The sequence below is a fragment of the Pseudaminobacter soli (ex Li et al. 2025) genome, from assembly GCF_003012705.1.
In the GTDB taxonomy this organism is placed as follows: Bacteria; Pseudomonadota; Alphaproteobacteria; order Rhizobiales; family Rhizobiaceae; genus Pseudaminobacter; species Pseudaminobacter soli.
The window spans coordinates 735,443-753,672 of the sequence record NZ_PXYL01000001.1 but is presented as its reverse complement, the minus strand read 5'-3'; the positions used below and the strand labels follow the sequence as shown (position 1 = coordinate 753,672).

18 protein-coding genes are annotated in these 18,230 nt (G+C 61.8%); 2 read left to right on the top strand and 16 right to left on the bottom strand.

The features are described 5' to 3' along the window. Positions 1-227 precede the first annotated feature (227 nt). The 11 genes from C7I85_RS03605 to C7I85_RS03555 form a co-directional block, all read right to left on the bottom strand. Complete coding sequence (locus C7I85_RS03605) at positions 228-698, bottom strand: YbaK/EbsC family protein (protein WP_106722551.1); 471 nt, start codon at positions 696-698, stop codon at positions 228-230. An 18-nt stretch (positions 699-716) separates the two neighbouring features. Beyond that, positions 717-1,532: an MBL fold metallo-hydrolase gene (locus C7I85_RS03600; RefSeq protein WP_106722550.1), complete on the bottom strand. Its 816-nt coding sequence runs from the start codon at positions 1,530-1,532 to the stop codon at positions 717-719. Positions 1,533-1,535: 3 nt separating this feature from the next. After that, on the bottom strand, positions 1,536-2,330 hold the full coding sequence (locus C7I85_RS03595) for a TatD family hydrolase (protein WP_106722549.1): 795 nt from the start codon (positions 2,328-2,330) through the stop codon (positions 1,536-1,538). 11 nt (positions 2,331-2,341) lie between these two features. Continuing rightward, positions 2,342-3,895, bottom strand: a complete 1,554-nt coding sequence (gene metG / locus C7I85_RS03590) for a methionine--tRNA ligase (protein WP_106722548.1) — start codon at positions 3,893-3,895, stop codon at positions 2,342-2,344. A gap of 90 nt (positions 3,896-3,985) precedes the next feature. Continuing rightward, on the bottom strand, positions 3,986-5,041 hold the full coding sequence (locus tag C7I85_RS03585; RefSeq protein WP_106722547.1) for a DNA polymerase III subunit delta': 1,056 nt from the start codon (positions 5,039-5,041) through the stop codon (positions 3,986-3,988). Continuing rightward, entirely contained in the window at positions 5,038-5,709 is a 672-nt protein-coding gene (tmk, locus tag C7I85_RS03580; protein WP_181257062.1) for a dTMP kinase, read from the bottom strand. The genes C7I85_RS03585 and tmk overlap by 4 nt, the downstream gene beginning before the upstream one ends. Positions 5,710-5,797: 88 nt before the next feature. Continuing rightward, on the bottom strand, positions 5,798-6,964 hold the full coding sequence (locus C7I85_RS03575) for a D-alanyl-D-alanine carboxypeptidase family protein (RefSeq protein WP_106722545.1): 1,167 nt from the start codon (positions 6,962-6,964) through the stop codon (positions 5,798-5,800). Positions 6,965-7,074: 110 nt separating this feature from the next. Further along, the gene (locus tag C7I85_RS03570) at positions 7,075-8,292 is read right to left on the bottom strand and encodes a septal ring lytic transglycosylase RlpA family protein (RefSeq protein WP_106722544.1); all 1,218 of its coding nucleotides are present in this window, start codon (positions 8,290-8,292) and stop codon (positions 7,075-7,077) included. Between the two features lie 261 nt (positions 8,293-8,553). Beyond that, positions 8,554-9,594 (bottom strand): ABC transporter substrate-binding protein, encoded by a 1,041-nt coding sequence (locus tag C7I85_RS03565; RefSeq protein WP_106722543.1) that lies wholly within the window; start codon positions 9,592-9,594, stop codon positions 8,554-8,556. A 72-nt stretch (positions 9,595-9,666) separates the two neighbouring features. Further along, entirely contained in the window at positions 9,667-10,479 is an 813-nt protein-coding gene (locus C7I85_RS03560) for an ABC transporter permease (RefSeq protein ID WP_106722542.1), read from the bottom strand. Continuing rightward, complete coding sequence (locus tag C7I85_RS03555; RefSeq protein WP_106722541.1) at positions 10,476-11,321, bottom strand: ABC transporter permease; 846 nt, start codon at positions 11,319-11,321, stop codon at positions 10,476-10,478. The genes C7I85_RS03560 and C7I85_RS03555 overlap by 4 nt, the downstream gene beginning before the upstream one ends. A 215-nt stretch (positions 11,322-11,536) precedes the next feature. On the opposite strand from C7I85_RS03555, the gene C7I85_RS03550 reads away from it, so the two are divergent. After that, on the top strand, positions 11,537-12,343 hold the full coding sequence (locus tag C7I85_RS03550) for an IclR family transcriptional regulator (RefSeq protein WP_106722540.1): 807 nt from the start codon (positions 11,537-11,539) through the stop codon (positions 12,341-12,343). After that, positions 12,340-13,143 (top strand): inositol monophosphatase family protein, encoded by an 804-nt coding sequence (locus C7I85_RS03545; RefSeq protein ID WP_106722539.1) that lies wholly within the window; start codon positions 12,340-12,342, stop codon positions 13,141-13,143. The genes C7I85_RS03550 and C7I85_RS03545 overlap by 4 nt, the downstream gene beginning before the upstream one ends. Before the next feature lie 116 nt (positions 13,144-13,259). Here C7I85_RS03545 and C7I85_RS03540 read toward each other — a convergent pair whose 3' ends face one another. Genes C7I85_RS03540 through C7I85_RS03520 form a run of 5 tightly spaced genes read right to left on the bottom strand, consistent with a single transcriptional unit; the run spans position 13,260 to position 18,129 of the window. Further along, positions 13,260-14,402, bottom strand: a complete 1,143-nt coding sequence (locus tag C7I85_RS03540; RefSeq protein ID WP_106722538.1) for a Gfo/Idh/MocA family protein — start codon at positions 14,400-14,402, stop codon at positions 13,260-13,262. Positions 14,403-14,413: 11 nt separating this feature from the next. After that, on the bottom strand, positions 14,414-15,160 hold the full coding sequence (locus C7I85_RS03535; RefSeq protein ID WP_106722537.1) for a sugar phosphate isomerase/epimerase family protein: 747 nt from the start codon (positions 15,158-15,160) through the stop codon (positions 14,414-14,416). 32 nt (positions 15,161-15,192) lie between these two features. Beyond that, positions 15,193-16,299, bottom strand: coding sequence for an ABC transporter ATP-binding protein (locus C7I85_RS03530; RefSeq protein ID WP_106722536.1), 1,107 nt, complete (start codon positions 16,297-16,299; stop codon positions 15,193-15,195). Positions 16,300-16,303: 4 nt separating this feature from the next. Beyond that, complete coding sequence (locus C7I85_RS03525; protein WP_106722535.1) at positions 16,304-17,233, bottom strand: carbohydrate ABC transporter permease; 930 nt, start codon at positions 17,231-17,233, stop codon at positions 16,304-16,306. Further along, a complete protein-coding gene (locus tag C7I85_RS03520; RefSeq protein WP_106722534.1) occupies positions 17,230-18,129 on the bottom strand; it encodes a carbohydrate ABC transporter permease in 900 nt (299 codons plus the stop codon). Before C7I85_RS03520 ends, C7I85_RS03525 begins: the two co-directional genes overlap by 4 nt. Between the last annotated feature and the right edge of the window lie 101 nt (positions 18,130-18,230).

The following is an 18,230-nucleotide window of genomic DNA, read 5'->3' as shown; positions in this document are numbered from 1 at the left end:
CACGCTCGCTCATCGCAATCAGTCCCATCCGCAAACCCCCACGCCATCAAACGCGGGGAGTGTGACACTCTTACTTTGCAGATTCAGGACATTCTAACTTTGCGGCTACATTTTAAAGTCGCATAAGATAGATTATGGAACTTATATGGATCGCTAGATGGCTGGCGTGAGGTTGATCCCGCTTTCTGGCCTGCGCCGTCGGGCGCAACTCGCTGCTGCGTAAGCTGTCACGCAGCGAGATCGACGGCCTTGGCGCGCGCAGCCGACAAAAGCGCCCGAGGCTCGGCTGCAAACACGGCGTCATGCGCTCCGGCAGCCGCCCAGACGGTATCAAACGAAAGCAAGGTCTCGTCCGCAAAAGCCGGGATCTCGATGAGATGACCGATTGGCGATACGCCGCCGATGGCAAAGCCGGTCTCGCCACGGATATGGCGCGGGTCCGCGCGTTTCAGCGATTCCGATACCAATTCGCCAGCCTTGGCGAGATCCAGTTGATTGGGGCCCGAGACGAGAAATAGATAGAGCTTTCCGCTGCTTTCGCCTTGAAAAATAAGGGATTTTACGATCTGCGCCACCGTGCAGCCACACTGTGCCGCCGCTTCCTCGGCGGTTCGTGTCGAAGCTCCCATACGGACGATCTCGATCTGCAGGCCTGCCGCGGCTGCGGCTTCAGTGACGCGATCGATACTGCCGCCCATGGTGAGTTCCTGATGCTTTCACATTGATCTAAAAGGTATTTCTATAACCATTCCGTCCCAGGCCGGCTCGACATGCTCCGGCGTCTCGGCCGTGACAGCCGCATAGTCCAACGGCACGTGCATATGAGTCAGAACCGCTCGCTTCGGCTCCAAACGCTCGATCCAATCCAAAGCTTCGGCCAGTGAAAGGTGGCTCGGATGCGGACGGTATTGCAATGCGTCGATCACAAGCAGGGCGAGGCCATTCATCAGCTCGGCCGTAGACGGCGGGAAATGACTGACGTCCGAGCAATAGGCCAGCGGGCCGATCCGAAAGCCGAGCGAAATGATATCGCCATGGATCTGCGGCAGCGGCAGAAAAGTGAGGGCACCCCCCTCTCCTTCGATCACCACCGGCTCGGAATGCTCGATTTCATGCGCGCGCACGATCGGCGGATACGAGCTCCCGAGCGGCGTCTTGAAGCAATAGCCGAAAGCCTCGTGCAGGCGGTCGAGTGTCGGTTTGTCGGCATGGATGTCGATGAGCTGTTTCTGCTCAAGCACAAAGCCACGCAGGTCATCGATGCCATGGATGTGGTCGGCGTGCGGATGCGTGTAGACAACTGCATCGATGCGCTGCACGCCCGCCATCAGCATTTGATCGCGAAAATCCGGCCCGGTGTCGATCACCACACGTGTCGTGCCGTTGGCCGAAACCCGTTCCACCATGGCAGCCGCCCGACGACGCCGGTTCCTCGGGTTCGTCGGGTCGCAATTGCCCCAGTCGCCGGTGATCCTTGGCACTCCCGGCGAGGAGCCGCAGCCAAGGATCGTGAGGCGCAGGAGATCGGTCATCTGTCAGGCGCCTTGCACTGTCGGCCGTGGCATCTTTTTGAACAGGCGGAAGAAATTGTCGGTCGTGAGCGTTCCGATCTCGTCGGCGCTTAGACCGAGCGTTTCGCCCAGAACCTTGGCTGTGTGCACGACCAAGGCAGGCTCGTTGCGCTTGCCGCGAAACGGAACCGGCGCGAGGTAGGGCGAGTCGGTTTCGACGAGCAGCTTGTCGTGCGGGACACGGGCTGCGATTTCGCGCAGTTCCTCGGATTTCTTGAACGTCAGGATACCCGAGAACGAGACATATCCACCGAGCTTGATACCGGTTTCCGCAAGGGCAGGCCCGGAGGAAAAGCAATGCAGGATGAAGGGGAAAGCCCCCTTCCCGCTCTCTTCCTCGAGGATTGCCGCCATGTCGTCGTCCGCGTCGCGCGAATGGATCACCAGCGGCAGGCCGGTCTCGCGCGCAGCCGCAATATGATGACGGAAGCTCTGTGCCTGGGCGTCGCGCGGCGCCTTGTCATAGAAGTAATCGAGACCGGCCTCGCCGATCGCCACCACCTTCGGGTGCGCCGCAAGTCTTATCAGCTCATCGGCCGTCACGTCGATTTCTTCGCCCGCATTGTGCGGATGCGTACCGACAGAGCAGTAAACCGCTTCGTAGGCCTCGGCGATCGCCAGGATTGAGGGGAACTTCTTCACCCGCGTCGAGATGGTGACCATACGCTCGACCCCGGCCGCCAAGGCGCGCGCGACGATGTCGTCACGCTCCTCGGCGAAATCCGGGAAATCGAGATGGCAATGACTGTCGACCAGCATGCCGGCTAACCTCAGGCCTCGGCCGCAGCCGCTTCGACGTAGCGCGGGAAGACCGGCTCGGGTGCCGGCAGAGCCGTACCGGAAACCAGTGCATGCTCCTCCGCGACGCGGTCGAAGCCGCGCTCGTCCGCAGGCACTGCCAAGAGGTCAAGCAGCTTTGCCGCCGACTGCGGAATGTAAGGCTGGCACATGAGCGCAACGCGGCGAACCGTTTCGGCCGTGGTGTGGAGAACGGTCTCCATGCGCGCCGGGTCGGTCTTCTTGAGCGCCCAGGGCTCCTGTCCCGCGAAATAGCGGTTAGCCTCGGCCACCACCGCAAAGATCGCCGCAAGAGCCTGATGGATCGCCTGGTCGGTCATTGCCTTGCGGGCGATGACGAGCGCTGCGGTTGCCTGGTCCAGAATGGCCTTGTCGGCATCCGTCAGCTCGCCGCGCGCCGGAACCACGCCGCCCACATTCTTTGCGATCATCGATAGCGAGCGCTGGGCAAGGTTGCCGAGGTCGTTGGCGAGATCCGCATTGGTGCGGTTGACGATCGCTTCGTGGCTGTAATTGCCGTCCTGGCCGAAGGGCACTTCTCGCAGAAGGAAATAACGAACCTGGTCGAGCCCGTAGTGCGAAACCAGCGCGAACGGATCGATGACGTTGCCAACCGACTTCGACATCTTCTCGCCGCGGTTGAACACGAAGCCATGGCTGAAAACGCGCTTCGGCAACTCGATGCCTGCCGACATGAGGAACGCCGGCCAGTAGACCGAGTGGAAGCGCGTGATGTCCTTGCCGATCACGTGAACGTCGGCAGGCCAGTAATGCCAGCGGTCGGAGCTCGTATCGGGATGGCCGACAGCCGTGATGTAATTGGTCAGCGCGTCGACCCAGACATACATCACATGCTTTTCATCGCCGGGAACCGGAATGCCCCAGTCGAAGGTCGTGCGCGAAATCGAAAGATCCTTCAGCCCCGATTTCACGAAGCTGACGATCTCGTTGCGGCGCTCGTTCGGGCCGATGAAGCCGGGATGCTTTTCATAGAGCTCGAGCAGACGGTCCTGATAGGCCGAGAGGCGGAAGAAATAGCTTTCCTCCTCGACCCAGTCGACGGGCGTGCCCTGCGGGCCATAGCGGATGCCGTCGGGGCGAACCTCGGTCTCCTCCTCGCCGTAATAGGCCTCGTCGCGCACGGAGTACCACCCGGCATAGCCGCCCTTGTAGATGTCGCCATTGGCGGCCATCGCCTTCCAGATCGCCTGGGAAGATTCGTAGTGGCGCTTTTCCGTGGTGCGGATGAAATCGTCGTTCGACGCATTCAGCGCCGCGGCCATGCGCTCGAACTCGGCCGTGTTGCGATCGGCGAGCTCGCGCGTCGTGATGCCTTCCTTGCGCGCGGTCTGCAGCATCTTGATGCCGTGCTCGTCCGTACCGGTCAGGAAGAACACGTCCTTGCCGTCGAGGCGCTGGAAGCGAGCCAAGGCGTCGGTGGCGATCAGCTCATAGGCATGGCCGATATGCGGCTTACCATTCGGATAGGCAATCGCGGTGGTGATGTAGAATTTTTCGCGTGACATGGGTGCGCCGTCAAATATGTCGAAATGGAAGGATGTCGCGTCAGATAACGCATCGGGACGACCTTTGCCATCCCGCGCCCAGCCGGAGCATCACATTCGCATTACGGCATAAAGGCGGTCGATCATCGTCAATACGTGCTGCTTGCGATCAAGATTGTAGGTTTCGGTCTCAGATATAGTCTTCATTGCTTCCTGCCAAGTGTCGGACAAGATTTTGGCCCGCGAAAGCTCAGCGGCAAGCGCGGCCGCACTCGCCCCATTGGACAGAAGATCGAGCACGTGGCGGTTGAATATGTCGAACTGTATCGCCTGGTCGCGCCCGCCGACCACCTCGGCAAGTTTGTAAGCCGCCGCCACATCAAGCCGTGGCGCGGCAAGGAGACCGTCGATCGCCTCGGCGATCTCGAGACCGCCATACTGCGTGAGGATAATGGCATTGCGGGCGCTGCCCCCTGCCCGCTCCGCGAGCGCAGCGCGCGCCTCGGCGCCTTCGGGAGCCGGCGAATCCGCATTGTCCAGCGCCTGCATCAGGCTGCGGGGATCGAGCGGCGACAGCCGGATGATCTGGCAACGCGAACGGATGGTCGGCAACAAGCTGCCCGGCGAATGGGTGATGAGGATGAAGATCGTCTTTGCGGGCGGCTCCTCGAGATTCTTGAGAAGCGCGTTGGCCGCATTGGTGTTCATGTCGTCGGCGGGGTCGACGATGACCACCCGATAGCCGCCGTCATGCGAGGTCATTGAGAGGAAACGGTTGACCTTGCGGATCTCATCGACCGTCAGCACCGTCTTGAAAGACTTGGTCTTGTCGTTCAGCGGCCGCGTCAGATGCAGGATCGCCGGATGCGCGCCCATGGCGATCTGCCGGAACAAGGGCGACGCCGGATCGGGTGTCGTGAACGTCGCAGGCGCGTTTTGATGCACCGGGTTCTTGAGCAGATGGTAGGCCAGGTGGAAGGCCAGCGTTGCCTTGCCAATCCCCTGCGGCCCGGCCACCAGCAAGGCATGCGGCAGCTTGCCAGCGCGATAGGCGGCCGCGATCACGCCGGCGGCCTCTTCATGGCCTACGAGGAACGGGTTTTCGGATGGTTCAGGCACACCGTCCAGCGTGTCATGCTGCTCGGGTGCGATGCGTTCGAACATCATGCCTCCTGCGCCTCGTTGCGAGAGGGCGCGAACTTTCGTTCGATCACAGAGAAGACTGCTCTCGTCACCGCATCTTCGACCGCATCGGGCTCCTGTGCTGCGTCGATGACTACGCAGCGCTCCGGATCGTTACGCGCAATTTCCAGGAATGCCGCGCGCCGCGCCTCGTGAATTGCCAGCGTTTCCCGCTCGAAGCGGTCTGCAACCTCGTTGCCCCTGCGAGCAGTCGCGCGCCGCAGGCCCACGGCGGGATCGATATCGAAGATCAAGGTCAGGTCGGGCATCATGCCGTTGACCGAAACGCGCTCAATCACCGCCATGAAGACCGGGTCGATGTTCCCGGCCCCGCCCTGGTAAACGCGCCAGGAATCGACGAAGCGATCGCACAGCACGATATCGCCGCGCTCGACCGCCGGGCGGATCACTTGCTCGACATGATCGGATCGGGCTGCCGCGAAAAGCAGTGCTTCCATTTTCGGTCCGAAGGGCTCCGCAGCGCCGGACAGAATGACGTGGCGAACGGCTTCCGCCCCTTGCGAGCCACCGGGCTCGCGCGTGACCGTCAACCCATAACCTTTTGCACGCAGTTTATCCGCCAATCGCTTGATCTGCGTTGACTTTCCGGCGCCCTCGCCGCCTTCGAAACTGATGAAAAGCCCGCGCGTCAATCCAGTCTTCCTCACTCCGGCCGGCAGTATTTCATCGCCGACAGGAGTGTCTTATGCCGATCGAGGGCAAAGGTCCACTTTCACGCGCTTAGCGCAGCCAACCGATCAGCAATTCGCCGGCCGCATCCATCGCGCGCTGCTGCAGCGTGCCAACGCCAATAGTCTCGGCAGCGTAAAGCGGCGTTTCCTGGCTCAACGTATCGCCGACCGAGATTCGCAGCGTGCCGATCTGGGTGCCCTCCTCCACCGGCGCCATGATCGGGCCGTCATACACGACGCGCGCCGTCAGGCGATCGCGATTGGTGATCGGCACGAGAACCGAGATCGGTCCCTTGGCCTTCAGGGGGACAGTGGACTTGGCCCCACCATAGACGCTGGCCGCCGTGACGACCTCGCCATCGCCGAAAAGTTCCGTTTTCTGGAACGAGCGCATGCCCCAATCGAGCAACTTGCGGGACTCCTCGGAGCGCTCGCGATCGCTGGCCATACCGCTCAGCGCCGCAAAAATCCGCCTTCCGTCACGGCTGATCGAACCGACGATGGCATAACCCGATTCCTTGGTGTAGCCGGTTTTCAGACCGTCTGCCCCGATATCCATGTTCAATAGCGGATTACGATTACGCTGGGTGATCTTGTTCCAGGTAAAATCCTTCTCGGCGAAATATTTGTAGTACTCCGGATATTCGCGCCAGATATGCATCGACAGATCCACGAGTTCCCGCGCGGTGACGACCTCGCCATCGGCAGGCAGACCGGTCGAGTTCTTGAATACAGATTTGGTCAGTCCGAGTTCCCTCGCCCGGTCGGTCATCAACTGGGCAAAGTTTTCTTCGGTGCCCGCCATCCCCTCCGCAACGATGATGCAGCCGTCATTGGCCGACTGGACGGCAATGGCCTGAACCAGATCCTCGATTCGAATGTTCGATTTCAACGCGGCGAACATGGTGGAGCCGCCTGAACCGGCGCCGCCGTTGCGCCAGGCATTCTCGCTGACCGCAAAAGTGTCGTCGAGCTTGTAACGGCCGGATTTGAGCGCGTTGAACAGAACCTCCATCGTCATAAGCTTGGCGAGCGAGGCTGGCGGAATGGGCTCATCCGCATTCTTCGAATAGAGGATCGTGCCGGTGTCGGCATCGATCATAAAGGCTTCCTTGGCCTTGGTTTCGAACAATTGCGCCCGCGCAGGCGCAGCAAGGGCCAGAGCAGTGGCGAGCGCCAAAAACGCGACGAAAGAGAACGGCCTAAGAGACTGCATGTGACCCAGTCCGGTTCGAAACGTTGCTAGATAGACAATAAGATAGGCTATCGGGCAACGGATCAAGTCATCCTGGGCAGTACCTTCTTCCGTCTTGCGACAGCATCCGGTCAGTTTCGAACCGTCATGGCGTCTGCAGCACCGCTGGCCCAGGCCTTTTCGAGCATGTCGTCGAGCGAGGCGTGACCATCGGCAAAGAGGTTCACCGCATAGACCTTGCTGCCGCGGACGGTCGACGTCTCGATTTTGACCTTTCCGACCGCCGAGAGCGATTTGGCGATGTGGCTTGCCTGCGCCTTGCTCTCATATGTTCCGACGGCGATGTAGGCTTCCGTCATCTCCGCGGGCGAGAAATTCGGGTTCAGCCGCTTCCAGGAATGGGCCACATCCGCCGCCGACATCCGACCGGAGTCGATAGCCGCGAAGGCTGCCGCTGCGCTGGTTACGCGCTCGTCAGCATAGGACATGCTGGCCATCTGAAAAGGCAGTCGGCCTTCCGTCGGGCGCTGCGGAACGATCGGACCGAACTCAGGCAGCACGATATTGCTGAAAGCGACCGTCTCGCCGAACGGGACATTTGGCGGAGCGTCGGTCATCGTCGGGGCGAAAGCCGGGGCGCGCGTTGCGGGCTTCGCGCTCGGAGTCGGGCCGTTCATGGCGACCATCACGCCGGTCGGCAGGCCGTCAGACGGATCGAAAACCTTGTTTCCCGGGCGATAGGAGGCCAGCAGGAACTGATCGTCATTGCCCTCAAGCGGAGCACGACCGACATATTCGACCTTCACATTGGCGGTGCCGCCATGCATGTAATCCAGCATTTCCGCGGCACGCCTGGACAGGTCGATGACGCGACCGTCGGAATATGGGCCACGATCATTGACCCGCACGATGACCGAGGTTCCGGTTTCCGTGTTGGTCACGCGGGCGTAACTCGGCAGCGGCATGGTCGGATGCGCCGCCGTCAGATGGGTCTGGTCGTAGATCTCGCCATTGGCGGTGAGGCGACCATGAAACGCATCGCCGTACCAGGAGGCCAGCCCAACCGCCTTATATTTCTTGTCTTCCTTTGGATAATACATTTTGCCGCGCACCATATAGGGCTGGCCAAGCTGGTCTCGTCCGCCGCCGCGCGGCAGGTTGGAAAGCTTGTTGGTGACGCGGGGGCTGGCCTTCACGCCATATTCCGACTCCGCGAAATATTCCTTGGGACGCTTTTTCCCGGAGACTTTCGGCGTGGGTGAGGCACAGGCGGCCAGGAATGCAGCTGACACCGCAAAAACGGCGACGGTGGAAGCGCGGCGAAGATGCCTGCGCGCCAAAATCAGCATTATTGGTTACCCCTGACGAGCCTTACGCAATACACAATAGGAATGCCGTCAAAAATATCGGTGCATTCCGCCCCAACCCGTCTTTTACGAGATAATTGTTTATCGGTCTGTTAACCGATTGTGTCCGCAAGCGGGCAAGAATGTGGCGACGGCACCGGCGTGGCCCTGTCCTCCCCCGGCCCTCGCTGTCGGGCGCATCGGAAACTCGTTGCAGTGTCGCCGAGCCCGCTGCTTGCGCTGGCGGGCTCGGCCTATCCGCACTTAGTTGGCGTTGGCGACCTTGTCCCAGCCTTCAGCAATGGCCTTCACCGCGCCGGAGAAGCTCTCGAGATTGGTCGGAAAGCGAACCTTCTCATAGGCGCTTGCCGACAGCATCTTGGCCTTCACCGCATCAGGCAGGGTGACGTCGCGGGTCGGATGGGCATAGCCCTCGGCAAGCAGCGTCTGGCCTTCGTCGGAGAACAGGAAATCGATCGCGACGCGAGCGGCATTCGGATGCGGAGCAACCGAGCTGATGTACTGGGCAAACAGCATACCAACGGTGCCGTCGGTCGGAATGATGACTTCCAGCGGCAGGCCGGTCGCGTCACGCTTGGCAAAGCCGTCGAAGTCGTAGACCAGCGAGATCGGGCATTCGCCCTTCTGTACGGAAGCAACGTTCAGCACTACGCCGTTGCGCAGGTTGCCGCTGTCGCGCAGCTGCTTGAACCAATCGAGGCCGGGCTGCACATTGCCCTCGCCGCCCCCATTCGCGTAGGCGGCAGCGAGCACCGAGGCGGTGGCGTAGGTGGAGATGCGCGGGTCGCGGCTGCAGACCATGTCCTTGTAATCGGGCTTCAGCAGGTCGTTCCACGCCTGGGGAAGATCCTTCACCTTGTCCTTGTTGACCAGGAAGGCGATGGCGCCCCAGTAGGACGAGGCCCAGCGGCCCTCGGGGTCTTTGTACTGCTCCTTGATGCTGTCCCAGGAGGCATTCTTGTAGCTGGCGGCAAGGCCATTCTCGAGCAGGCGGCCCGTGAAGTCGTAGCCGATGTCGGCGATATCCATCACTGGAGCATCCTTTTCGGCCAGAAGGTGCGTGATCTGCTCGGCCGAGGTCATGTCGGTGTCGACGTGCTTGAGGCCGTTTTTCGTCTCGATGGCCTCGAAGATCGTGCCGAGATTCACCCAGTCGTCCGACATGCCATAGCTGACATATTGTCCCTCGGCTTTCGCGGCGGCCAGCGTGTCCTCGGCCTTCGCCGGAAGGACCTGGAAAGCGACGGCGCCGGCCAGCAGCGCGGCAGTGAGTTTGACGTTCATCGTGTTTCTCCAAATGCGGGCCCATTCCGATGCACTCCGCTCCCGCCCGCGGAGGCATGTCCGTGATCGCGCTCAGCCGTGGCTGCCGCCCTTTTGCGGCTTGCGCGGCTTTGTCGCCGTCCAGAGAATGGCCAGCGAGATGACCCACGCGATGATGAAACTCATCAGCGCGAGCGCGCTGGCCTGGCGCGCATCCGAGCGCGTGAACTCGACGAGGTAGATCGGAAACGTCTTGAGCCGGGTGCCGATCAGCAGGTTGGCCAGCACGAACTCGGCGAACACCGCGGAAAAGACCAGCAGGCTGCCGTTGACGATGCCGACAGCGATGTTGGGCACTATGACCCATCCGAAGATCTGGAGCGGCCCGGCGCCAAGGCTTTGCGCTGCCTCGATTAATAGGCGCGTGTCGACGCTCTCCAGCGTCGTCATCACCGCCCGGTACATGAACGGCAATGCGACGATGACATAGGCCGCAATGAGGATATTAGGCGTATTGACCAGCGGCAGGGGCAGTTTCGAATAGAGGCGGATAAGGCCGAGCGCCAGAACGACCCCAGGCAGCGAAAACGGCACGATCGAAAAGAGTTCGAGCCAGGGCTTTGCGCGGGGAAGCCTGGTGTGGGCGAGATAGGCCGCAGGCACCACTATCGCCAGCGATACCAGCACGGAGATCGCAGCCACCCAGAACGAATTCAGCAGCGTATCGGTGAACGCCGAGCGCGATGTCACCCTGGCCCACCAGGCCAGCGTAAAACCTTCGGGCCAGAGCGTGCGGTCCCAGCGCGTGGCAAGGGAAAACAGCGCCGTCGCCACGACCGGTACGGTCATGAACGCCACGAAACCGCCGATGACCGGGGCTCGCCATGTCGGAAGGCCGGCGCTCATTTCGTGCGCCTCATGCGGCGGGCAAAATGCTGGTAGGCGGCCAGGCAGCCGCCCATGACGAAAAGGGAAAGCACCGCCAGCGCATCGGCTAAAGCAGGATCGAGAATCACCTCGCCGCGCACCAGCGCTGCGATCTGTACGGGCACCAGATTGACGTTGGACCCGGTCAGCGTCCACGCGGTGGCATAGGCACCGAAGGCATTGGCGAACAGCAGGAAGAAGCTCGCCAGCATCGCCGGCGCAAGGATCGGCAAGCCCACGCGCATCCAATACTGGACCGTCGTGGCGCCGAGGATGGCCGCGGCCTCCCGCCACTCCGGCCGCAGCGCCAGCAATGCGGGCATGACCAGCAGGATAGCCAGCGGCATCTGGAAATAGAGATAGGCGATGCCGAGCCCCGTGATCGAATAGATCCGGAAGTCGGGATAGAGGTGAATTCCCAGATAGCTCAGCAGCAGCGTGACGAAACCCGTCGAGCCGAGCGTGATGACGAAGGCGAAGGCAAGCGGCGCCCCGCCGAAATTTGCCGTGACATTGGCAAGCGCAGTCAACGCATGCCTGGCAGTCGTGCTTGAGGACGTGGCAATCGCATAGGCGACGATGGTGCCGAATACGGTTCCGCCAATCGCCGTCGCCAGGGCCAACTGTAGGCTGTTAGAGAAGGCCGTCAGCATCGCCGGCGTCATCGCACGACCAAAATTGCCGAGGGTAAGGCCATGCTCGCCCGTCACGCTGGAGCGCAACAGGGTAAGCACCGGCAGGATCTCGAAGGCCGCGACAAAGATCAGGAACGGCGCGAGACCGATCCAGGCGAGCCGGGAATGAGTTGCGCTAGCGGCCATCACGCGACTGCCAGTCGGTCGCGGCTTCGCGCTCGGCTGACGAAGACACTCCGCCCGGCCAAAAAACTTTCAAGTGCATGGTCCCCTCAGATGCCCGATCCTGGCTCCGGCAGGTCGCCAAAAAACTACGCTTCGGAGCTATTGTTTAATATTACAAAACAGCGTTTAATATTGCTGCGTGACCGCGTGATGACACCTGCCAGGAATTGTTGGAAATGATCGAAGATCGCTATCGCGTTCAAAGCGTCGGCCGCGCGCTGGACATTCTCGAGAAAATCGCGGTGGCCGGAAAAGGCGGCGCACGCCTGACCGACCTTGCGCAGGAAGTCGGGATCACGAAGGCGGCGGCCTATGGCACGCTTCTCACGCTCAAGGCGCGCGGTATCGTCACGGACGTCGGCGAGGGTCTCGGCAAGCGCTATCGGCTGGGGCTGGCCCTTGTGCGGCTGGGCGATCTGGCTTTGTCGGGCACCGGCATTGCCGATGTCGCGATGCCCGTTCTGCGCCAGCTCACGCAGACGACCGGCATCACTTCGCGCGTTGCCATCTGGGACGAAGATGCGGCCGTGGTTGTCGGCCGCGCCGATGCGCCCGACGCAATCCGCCTGGATTCGGCGCTTGGTCGACGGGAGCGCCCGCATTGTTCGGCAGTCGGAAAGATCTTTTTGGCCGCCATGCCTCGCAGCGAGGCGCTTGAACTGCTCGAACGCATCGGCACGCCGACTCGCACCCCCAAAACACTAAGCACGCTTCCGGCCCTGGATGCCGCCCTCGATACCGTCGTCGCCAAGCATTATGCGATCGACGACGAGGAGGACCACGAAGGCGTGATCTGCATTGCCGCGGGCGTCTTTGGCCACAATGGCGCGACGGTCGGTGCCATCAGCGTCACCACGCTCAAGCAGTTGCTGCCCAATGCGGCCGTGCCGGCCTTGGCGCAAACGCTGATAGATCATGCCAACCGGATTTCGCTGGCGCTCGGCGGCCTGCCTGCGCAGACAGGCTGGAGGGCACGGGCATGACCCCTCGCCTCGTTGCCGATACGGGCACGACGAATGACGATCCGCTAGCCCGACGCTTTGCTTTCGCGCTGTCCATGGCGCGCGAGGCCGGACGGCTTGCCATGCGCTATTTTCGCAGCCGCGATCTCAGCATTTCGCAAAAGGGTTTGCGCGATCTCGTCACCGCCGCCGACCATGCCGTCGACGCCCTGATCCGCACGAAGATCGCGGAGAATTTTCCCGAAGACGGCATCCTGACCGAGGAAACGGCTGGCGCCATTTCCGGCACGACATGGGTGATCGACCCGATCGACGGCACCGGCAATTTCGCCCGCGGCATCGCCTGCTTCGCGATTTCCATCGCTGTTTGCGTCGATGGCGTGACGCAGATCGGCGTCGTGTTCGATCCTGCCGCGGACGAGATGTTTGCCGCGCGGCGCGGGCGCGGCGCTTTCTGCAACGGCACTCCACTCGGGGTGAGCAAGACCACTCAGCTTGCGGAGGCAACGGTCGACGCCGGCTACTCTCGCAAGGCGCCGCTGCCGGATTATGTCGCATTGCTCGCGCGCCTGCTCGATGCCGGCTGCGATTTTGTCCAGTTCGGGTCGGCGGCGCGCGGCCTTGCCCACGTCGCAGCCGGACGCGTCGATGGTTTCATCGAGGCGCATCTTTTCGCCTGGGACGTGCTTGCCGGGCTATTGCTTGTTCAAGAAGCCAGCGGCTTCAGCACAGACTTCCTGCTGACCGGCAACTGGGAATCGGGCCAACCCGTGCTTGCCTGCACGCCCGGACTATCGGCAGCTTTGACAGAGATTGCCTAGAACGGCTTTCCGCACGCTGACGGGTAAGATCCACCCGGGGGTATGCCGCAACGCAGCCGTGTATGGTCGACCATCGACGCCTGCCGATGGCCTGAACCGACCACTTACTCAAAAAGCTATCCTCGCTTCGCCAGCAGCGCCCTCGCCTCCTTCACGCCCAAGGCGGCCGGCCGCTCGCAGGTCGTCTGCATCGCGACAAATTTGCCGGTCTCGCCTGATTTCAGGATTCCGGTCATCACCTCCACCGCATGCAGCGCCATCTCCATCGAGCAACGATGCGGTCGGTCTTCGAGGATGGCGAGCGCCATGTCGGCGAGCCCCGCGGTGCGGTAATTGGCCATCATGCCGTGCGAGTGCTTCTCGTTCTCGATGCCGAACGGATGCTCCCACTTGGGCAGCTTCTTCACCGCCTTGCCGCCGTTGGTGTAGCTGAGCTCACCGCCGAAGAAATTCGGGTCCGGCACGAACAAAGTGCCCGCTTCGCCATAGAGCTCCATTGGCTGATGGGCATGCACCCAAACATCCCAGCTCGTGTTCAGCGTCACCACCGCTCCGCTTGTGAACTCCAGGATCGCGTGGATGGTGGTGGGCGTGTTTACCGGGATTTTTTCGCCCGCCCGAGGTTTCGACAGGATAGTCCGCTCCGTGGCAGGCATTGTGGCGACAGCCGCCACCTGCCTGACCGGCCCGACGAGCTGGATGAGATTGGTGACGTAGTACGGCCCGATGTCGAGCACCGGCCCGGCGCCCGGCTGGAAGAAGAAGTCGGGATTGGGGTGCCAGTGCTCCATTCCGTGGCTCATCACGAAGCAGGTGCCGCTCGTGACCCTGCCCACCTTGCCGTCGTCGATCAGGTGTCGCGCAAGCTGGTGCGCTCCGCCGAGGAAGGTGTCAGGTGCCGACCCGATGCGCAGCCCCTTCTTCTCGGCCCGCTTTTTCAGGTCGAGCCCCTCCTTGACCGAAAGCACGAACGGCTTTTCCGAATAGACATGCTTGCCAGCGTCAAGAATGGCCTTGGACACTTCGTAGTGTACCGCCGGTACGGTGAGGTTCACGGCGATGTCGATGTCGTCGGCCTTGAGCAGGTCCTCTACCGTCTCGGCGCGCAGCGAAAATTCCTTCGCCCGTGCCTTGGCCGCCTTGATGTTGATGTCGGCGCAGGCGCGCATCTCAATACCGCGAAACAGCGGCGCCAGCCTGAAATAGGCCGCCGAGATGTTGCCGCAGCCGATGACGCCGACCCCAAGTTTTCTTGCCATATTCCTTCCCCTCAATGAGCCTTGACCGCAGCGATCGAGCGGCGCGCGAAGCGCTCGACATCGTTTGGATTGTCCTGTTCCATGATGAAGTGCTTTGCCGACGTCTTTTCCCGCAACGTCTTGATCAGCCCCGCCCAGTCGATGGTGCCATGGCCGACGTCGGACCAGCCGTCCTCGTCAAGCCCCTCGCCCTGCATAGCGATATCCTTGACGTGCACGGCCACGATGCGATTCCCATGCCGGCCGATCCAGAGCAGCGGATCGGCGCCGCCGCGCACTATCCAGGCCACGTCGATCTCCCAGCCGATATCAGGTGCGGTGGAAAGGATGTGCTCCTGCGGCACAGAGCCGTCGGCAAGCGGCGCGAACTCGAAATCATGGTTGTGCCAGGCAAAGCCGTACCCCGCCGCCTTCGCCCGCTCGCCCACCTTGGCCAGGCGCTCACCGAAACCTCGCCAGCCGGCGACGTCCGTCGGTCGCGCGTCAGCCCCGAGATAGGGACAGACCAGTTGGTTGACGCCAAGCGCTTCTGCCGTGCGCCGCACACCCTCGAAATCGGTCTCCAGCGCATCGATGGAAAAATGCGCCGTCGGCATCGAAAGCCCGTTCTTGTCGAGTTCGGCGCGAAAAGCCTTCGGATCGTCATAGACCGCGCCAAAACCCTCGACCTCCTTGTAGCCGGTCGTCGAGAGCATTTTCAGCACCTTGTCCCAGGGAAGGAAGTTGCGAGCGCTGTAAAGTTGGAATGACCAGTTCATCCTGTCCGTCCATTTGCTTGGGGGGGAAATCTTCAAAGGCGGTCTCCGGCGGCATCGAACAGCGAGGCGCGCATCGGATCGAAGCCGATGGTGACCTGGTCGCCGGCTTGCGGTGCGCGCTCCGAAGACATCCGCACGGAGAATTTCTGGCCGGCGAGCTTCAGCCACACCAGCGTGTCTGAGCCCATCGGCTCGACAACTTCAACGACCGCCTGCGCCGAGAAAGGCCAACCGTCGCCGCTGTTCAAGCTCACATGTTCGGGCCGGATGCCGAGCGCGGCCGCTCCTGGCGCAGGAGGGGCGCCATCCGCGAAGGCATAGGTGGAGAGCGGCACCGAGAGACCGTCTGCGGCGAAGCGCAAATACGGCCCGTCCTTCTCGACCTGCCCTTCCAGGAAATTCATGGCGGGCGAGCCGAGAAAGCCGGCGACGAAGCGATTGACCGGCCTGTTGTAGATGGCCTGTGGCGCGTCGAACTGCTGGATGACCCCGCCCCTCATCACGGCGATGCGGTCGGCGAGCGTCATCGCCTCGATCTGGTCGTGGGTGACGTAGATCATCGTGTTCTGCAGCCGCCGGTGCAAAAGCTTGATCTCGACTCGCAGTTCCGATCTCAACTTGGCGTCGAGGTTCGACAGCGGCTCGTCGAACAGAAAAACGTCGACATCACGCACCAGTGCCCGGCCGATCGCCACGCGCTGGCGCTGGCCGCCCGAGAGTGCTGCGGGTTTGCGCTGAAGCAGCTGCTCGATCTGCAGGATTTCCGCCGCGCGCGCTATGCGCTGCGCTATCTCATCCTTCGGCAGGCGAGCGACGCGCAGCCCGAAGGAAAGGTTTTTTTCCACGCTCATCTGCGGATAGAGCGCATAGGACTGGAACACCATGCCGATGCCGCGGTCCTTGGGCTCCTCCCAGGTCACGTTCCGGCCCTTGATGAATATCCGCCCGTCCGTGATGTCCAGCAGCCCGGCGATGCAGTTGAGCAAGGTGGACTTGCCGCAGCCCGATGGCCCGAGCAGCACCACGAACTCCCCTTCGGCGATGTCGAGATTGAGCGCTTGCAGCACCTGCACGGCGCCGAAGTTGAGCGAGAGATCCCGCACGGAGACGCTTGCGTTGATGGCTCGTTCGACCCTCATGCGCTCATCCTTTCACCGCGCCCGCGGCGATGCCGCGCACGAACAGTTTTCCGGAAACGAAGTAAACGATCAGCGGCACCAGCCCGGTGATGAGAGTGGCTGCCATGTTGACATTGTATTCTTTCACCCCCTGCACCGAGTTGACGATGTTGTTGAGCTGCACCGTCATCGGGTAAGTTTCGGGGCGCGTATAGACGACGCCAAACAGAAAATCGTTCCAGATGCCGGTGATCTGGATGATGACCGCCACCACGAAGATCGGCAGCGACATCGGTAGCATGATGCGCAGGTAGATGCCCCAGAAGCCCGCGCCATCCACGCGCGCGGCCTTGAACAGCTCCTCCGGCATTGAGGTGAAATAGTTGCGGAACAGCAGGGTCAGGATCGGCATGCCGAAGATGGAGTGCACAATCACCAACCCGCTGAGGCTGCCGTAGAGACCGATCTCGCGCAGGATGATGACGATCGGATAGAGCATCACCTGATAGGGGATGAAGGCGCCGACGATCAGGATGGTGAAGAAGAACTCGGAGCCCTTGAAGCGCCAGTTGGCGAGCGCATAGCCGTTCACCGAGGCAATGGCGATTGACAGGACCACCGACGGCACGGTGATGCGTACCGAGTTCCAGAAACCACGCGAAAGCCCATCGCAGTTGAGCCCGGTGCAGGCACTGGACCACGCCTTAATCCAGGGCTCGAAGGTGATCTCGAGCGGCGGCGAAAAGATGTTGCCGAGCCGGATCTCCGGCATCCCTTTGAGCGAGGTCACGATCATCACGTAGAGCGGCAGCAGGTAGTAGATCGCCGCCACCAGCAGCGTGCCATAGACGATTATGTTGCGGCGCGAGAGCGTGCGCTTGGGTTTCGGCCCGCGCGGCCCGGTATCGCCGTCAGCATCGGCAGCAATGGTGGGGGACTTGGTGGCAATGTTCATGCCCTGCGCCTCCGCCCGAACTCGAGATAAGCCCACGGCACGATCACGATGACGACCGAGAGCAGCATCATGGTGGACGCCGCAAAGCCCTGGCCGAGGTTCTGCGCAAAAAACATGTAGTCGTAGACATATTTGGCCGGCACTTCCGAGGCGATGCCAGGCCCTCCGCTGGTCTGGGCGACCACCAAATCATAGACCTTGACGATGCCAGACGCGATGATGACGAGCGTGGTGACGAAGACCGGCCGCATCATCGGGATGACGATGAACAGATACGTTCTCCACATCGGGATGCCGTCGACGCGCGCGGCCTTCCAGATATCTTCGTCGATGCCGCGCAAGCCCGCGAGCATCAGGCACATGACCAGCCCCGTGCCCTGCCAGAGCGCGGCGATCAGGATGCCGTAGATGACGATCTCGGAATTGTAGAGCGGATCGAAGCTGAAGCTCGTCCACCCGAGGCCGCGCACGACGCTCTGGATGCCGTGTTCCGGGTTGAGCAGCCATTGCCATACCAATCCGGTCACAATGAAAGAGAGCGCGAAGGGATAAAGGAAGATGGTGCGGAAGGTGTTTTCGAAGCGGATTTTCTGGTCGAGCAGCGCCGCCAGCACGAAACCGACCACGAGCGAGAATATCAGTGACAGCACGCCGTAGATCAGCAGGTTCTCGATCGAGACCAGCCAGCGCGGCGCCGCCCATAGCCGGGTGTACTGGTCGAGACCGACGAAGTTCAGCCGGGGAAGGAGTTTGGAGTTGGTGAAGGAGTAGAGCACCGTCCATGCTGTGCCGCCAGCGAAGACCACCACGGCCGTCAGGATCATCGGGATCGAGGCGATCTTGGCGTTGAGATTACGCAGGAGCCTGCTGGGAGGCCGTGTCTGGCTTTCGCTCATCGGGCTTCTCTCATCGATATGCTGACGCGCATTCACGCGGCGGACGACCACACCGTAGCCTCCCCCTTTGATGGGAGGATCGGCGAGAACCTCGCGCGAAA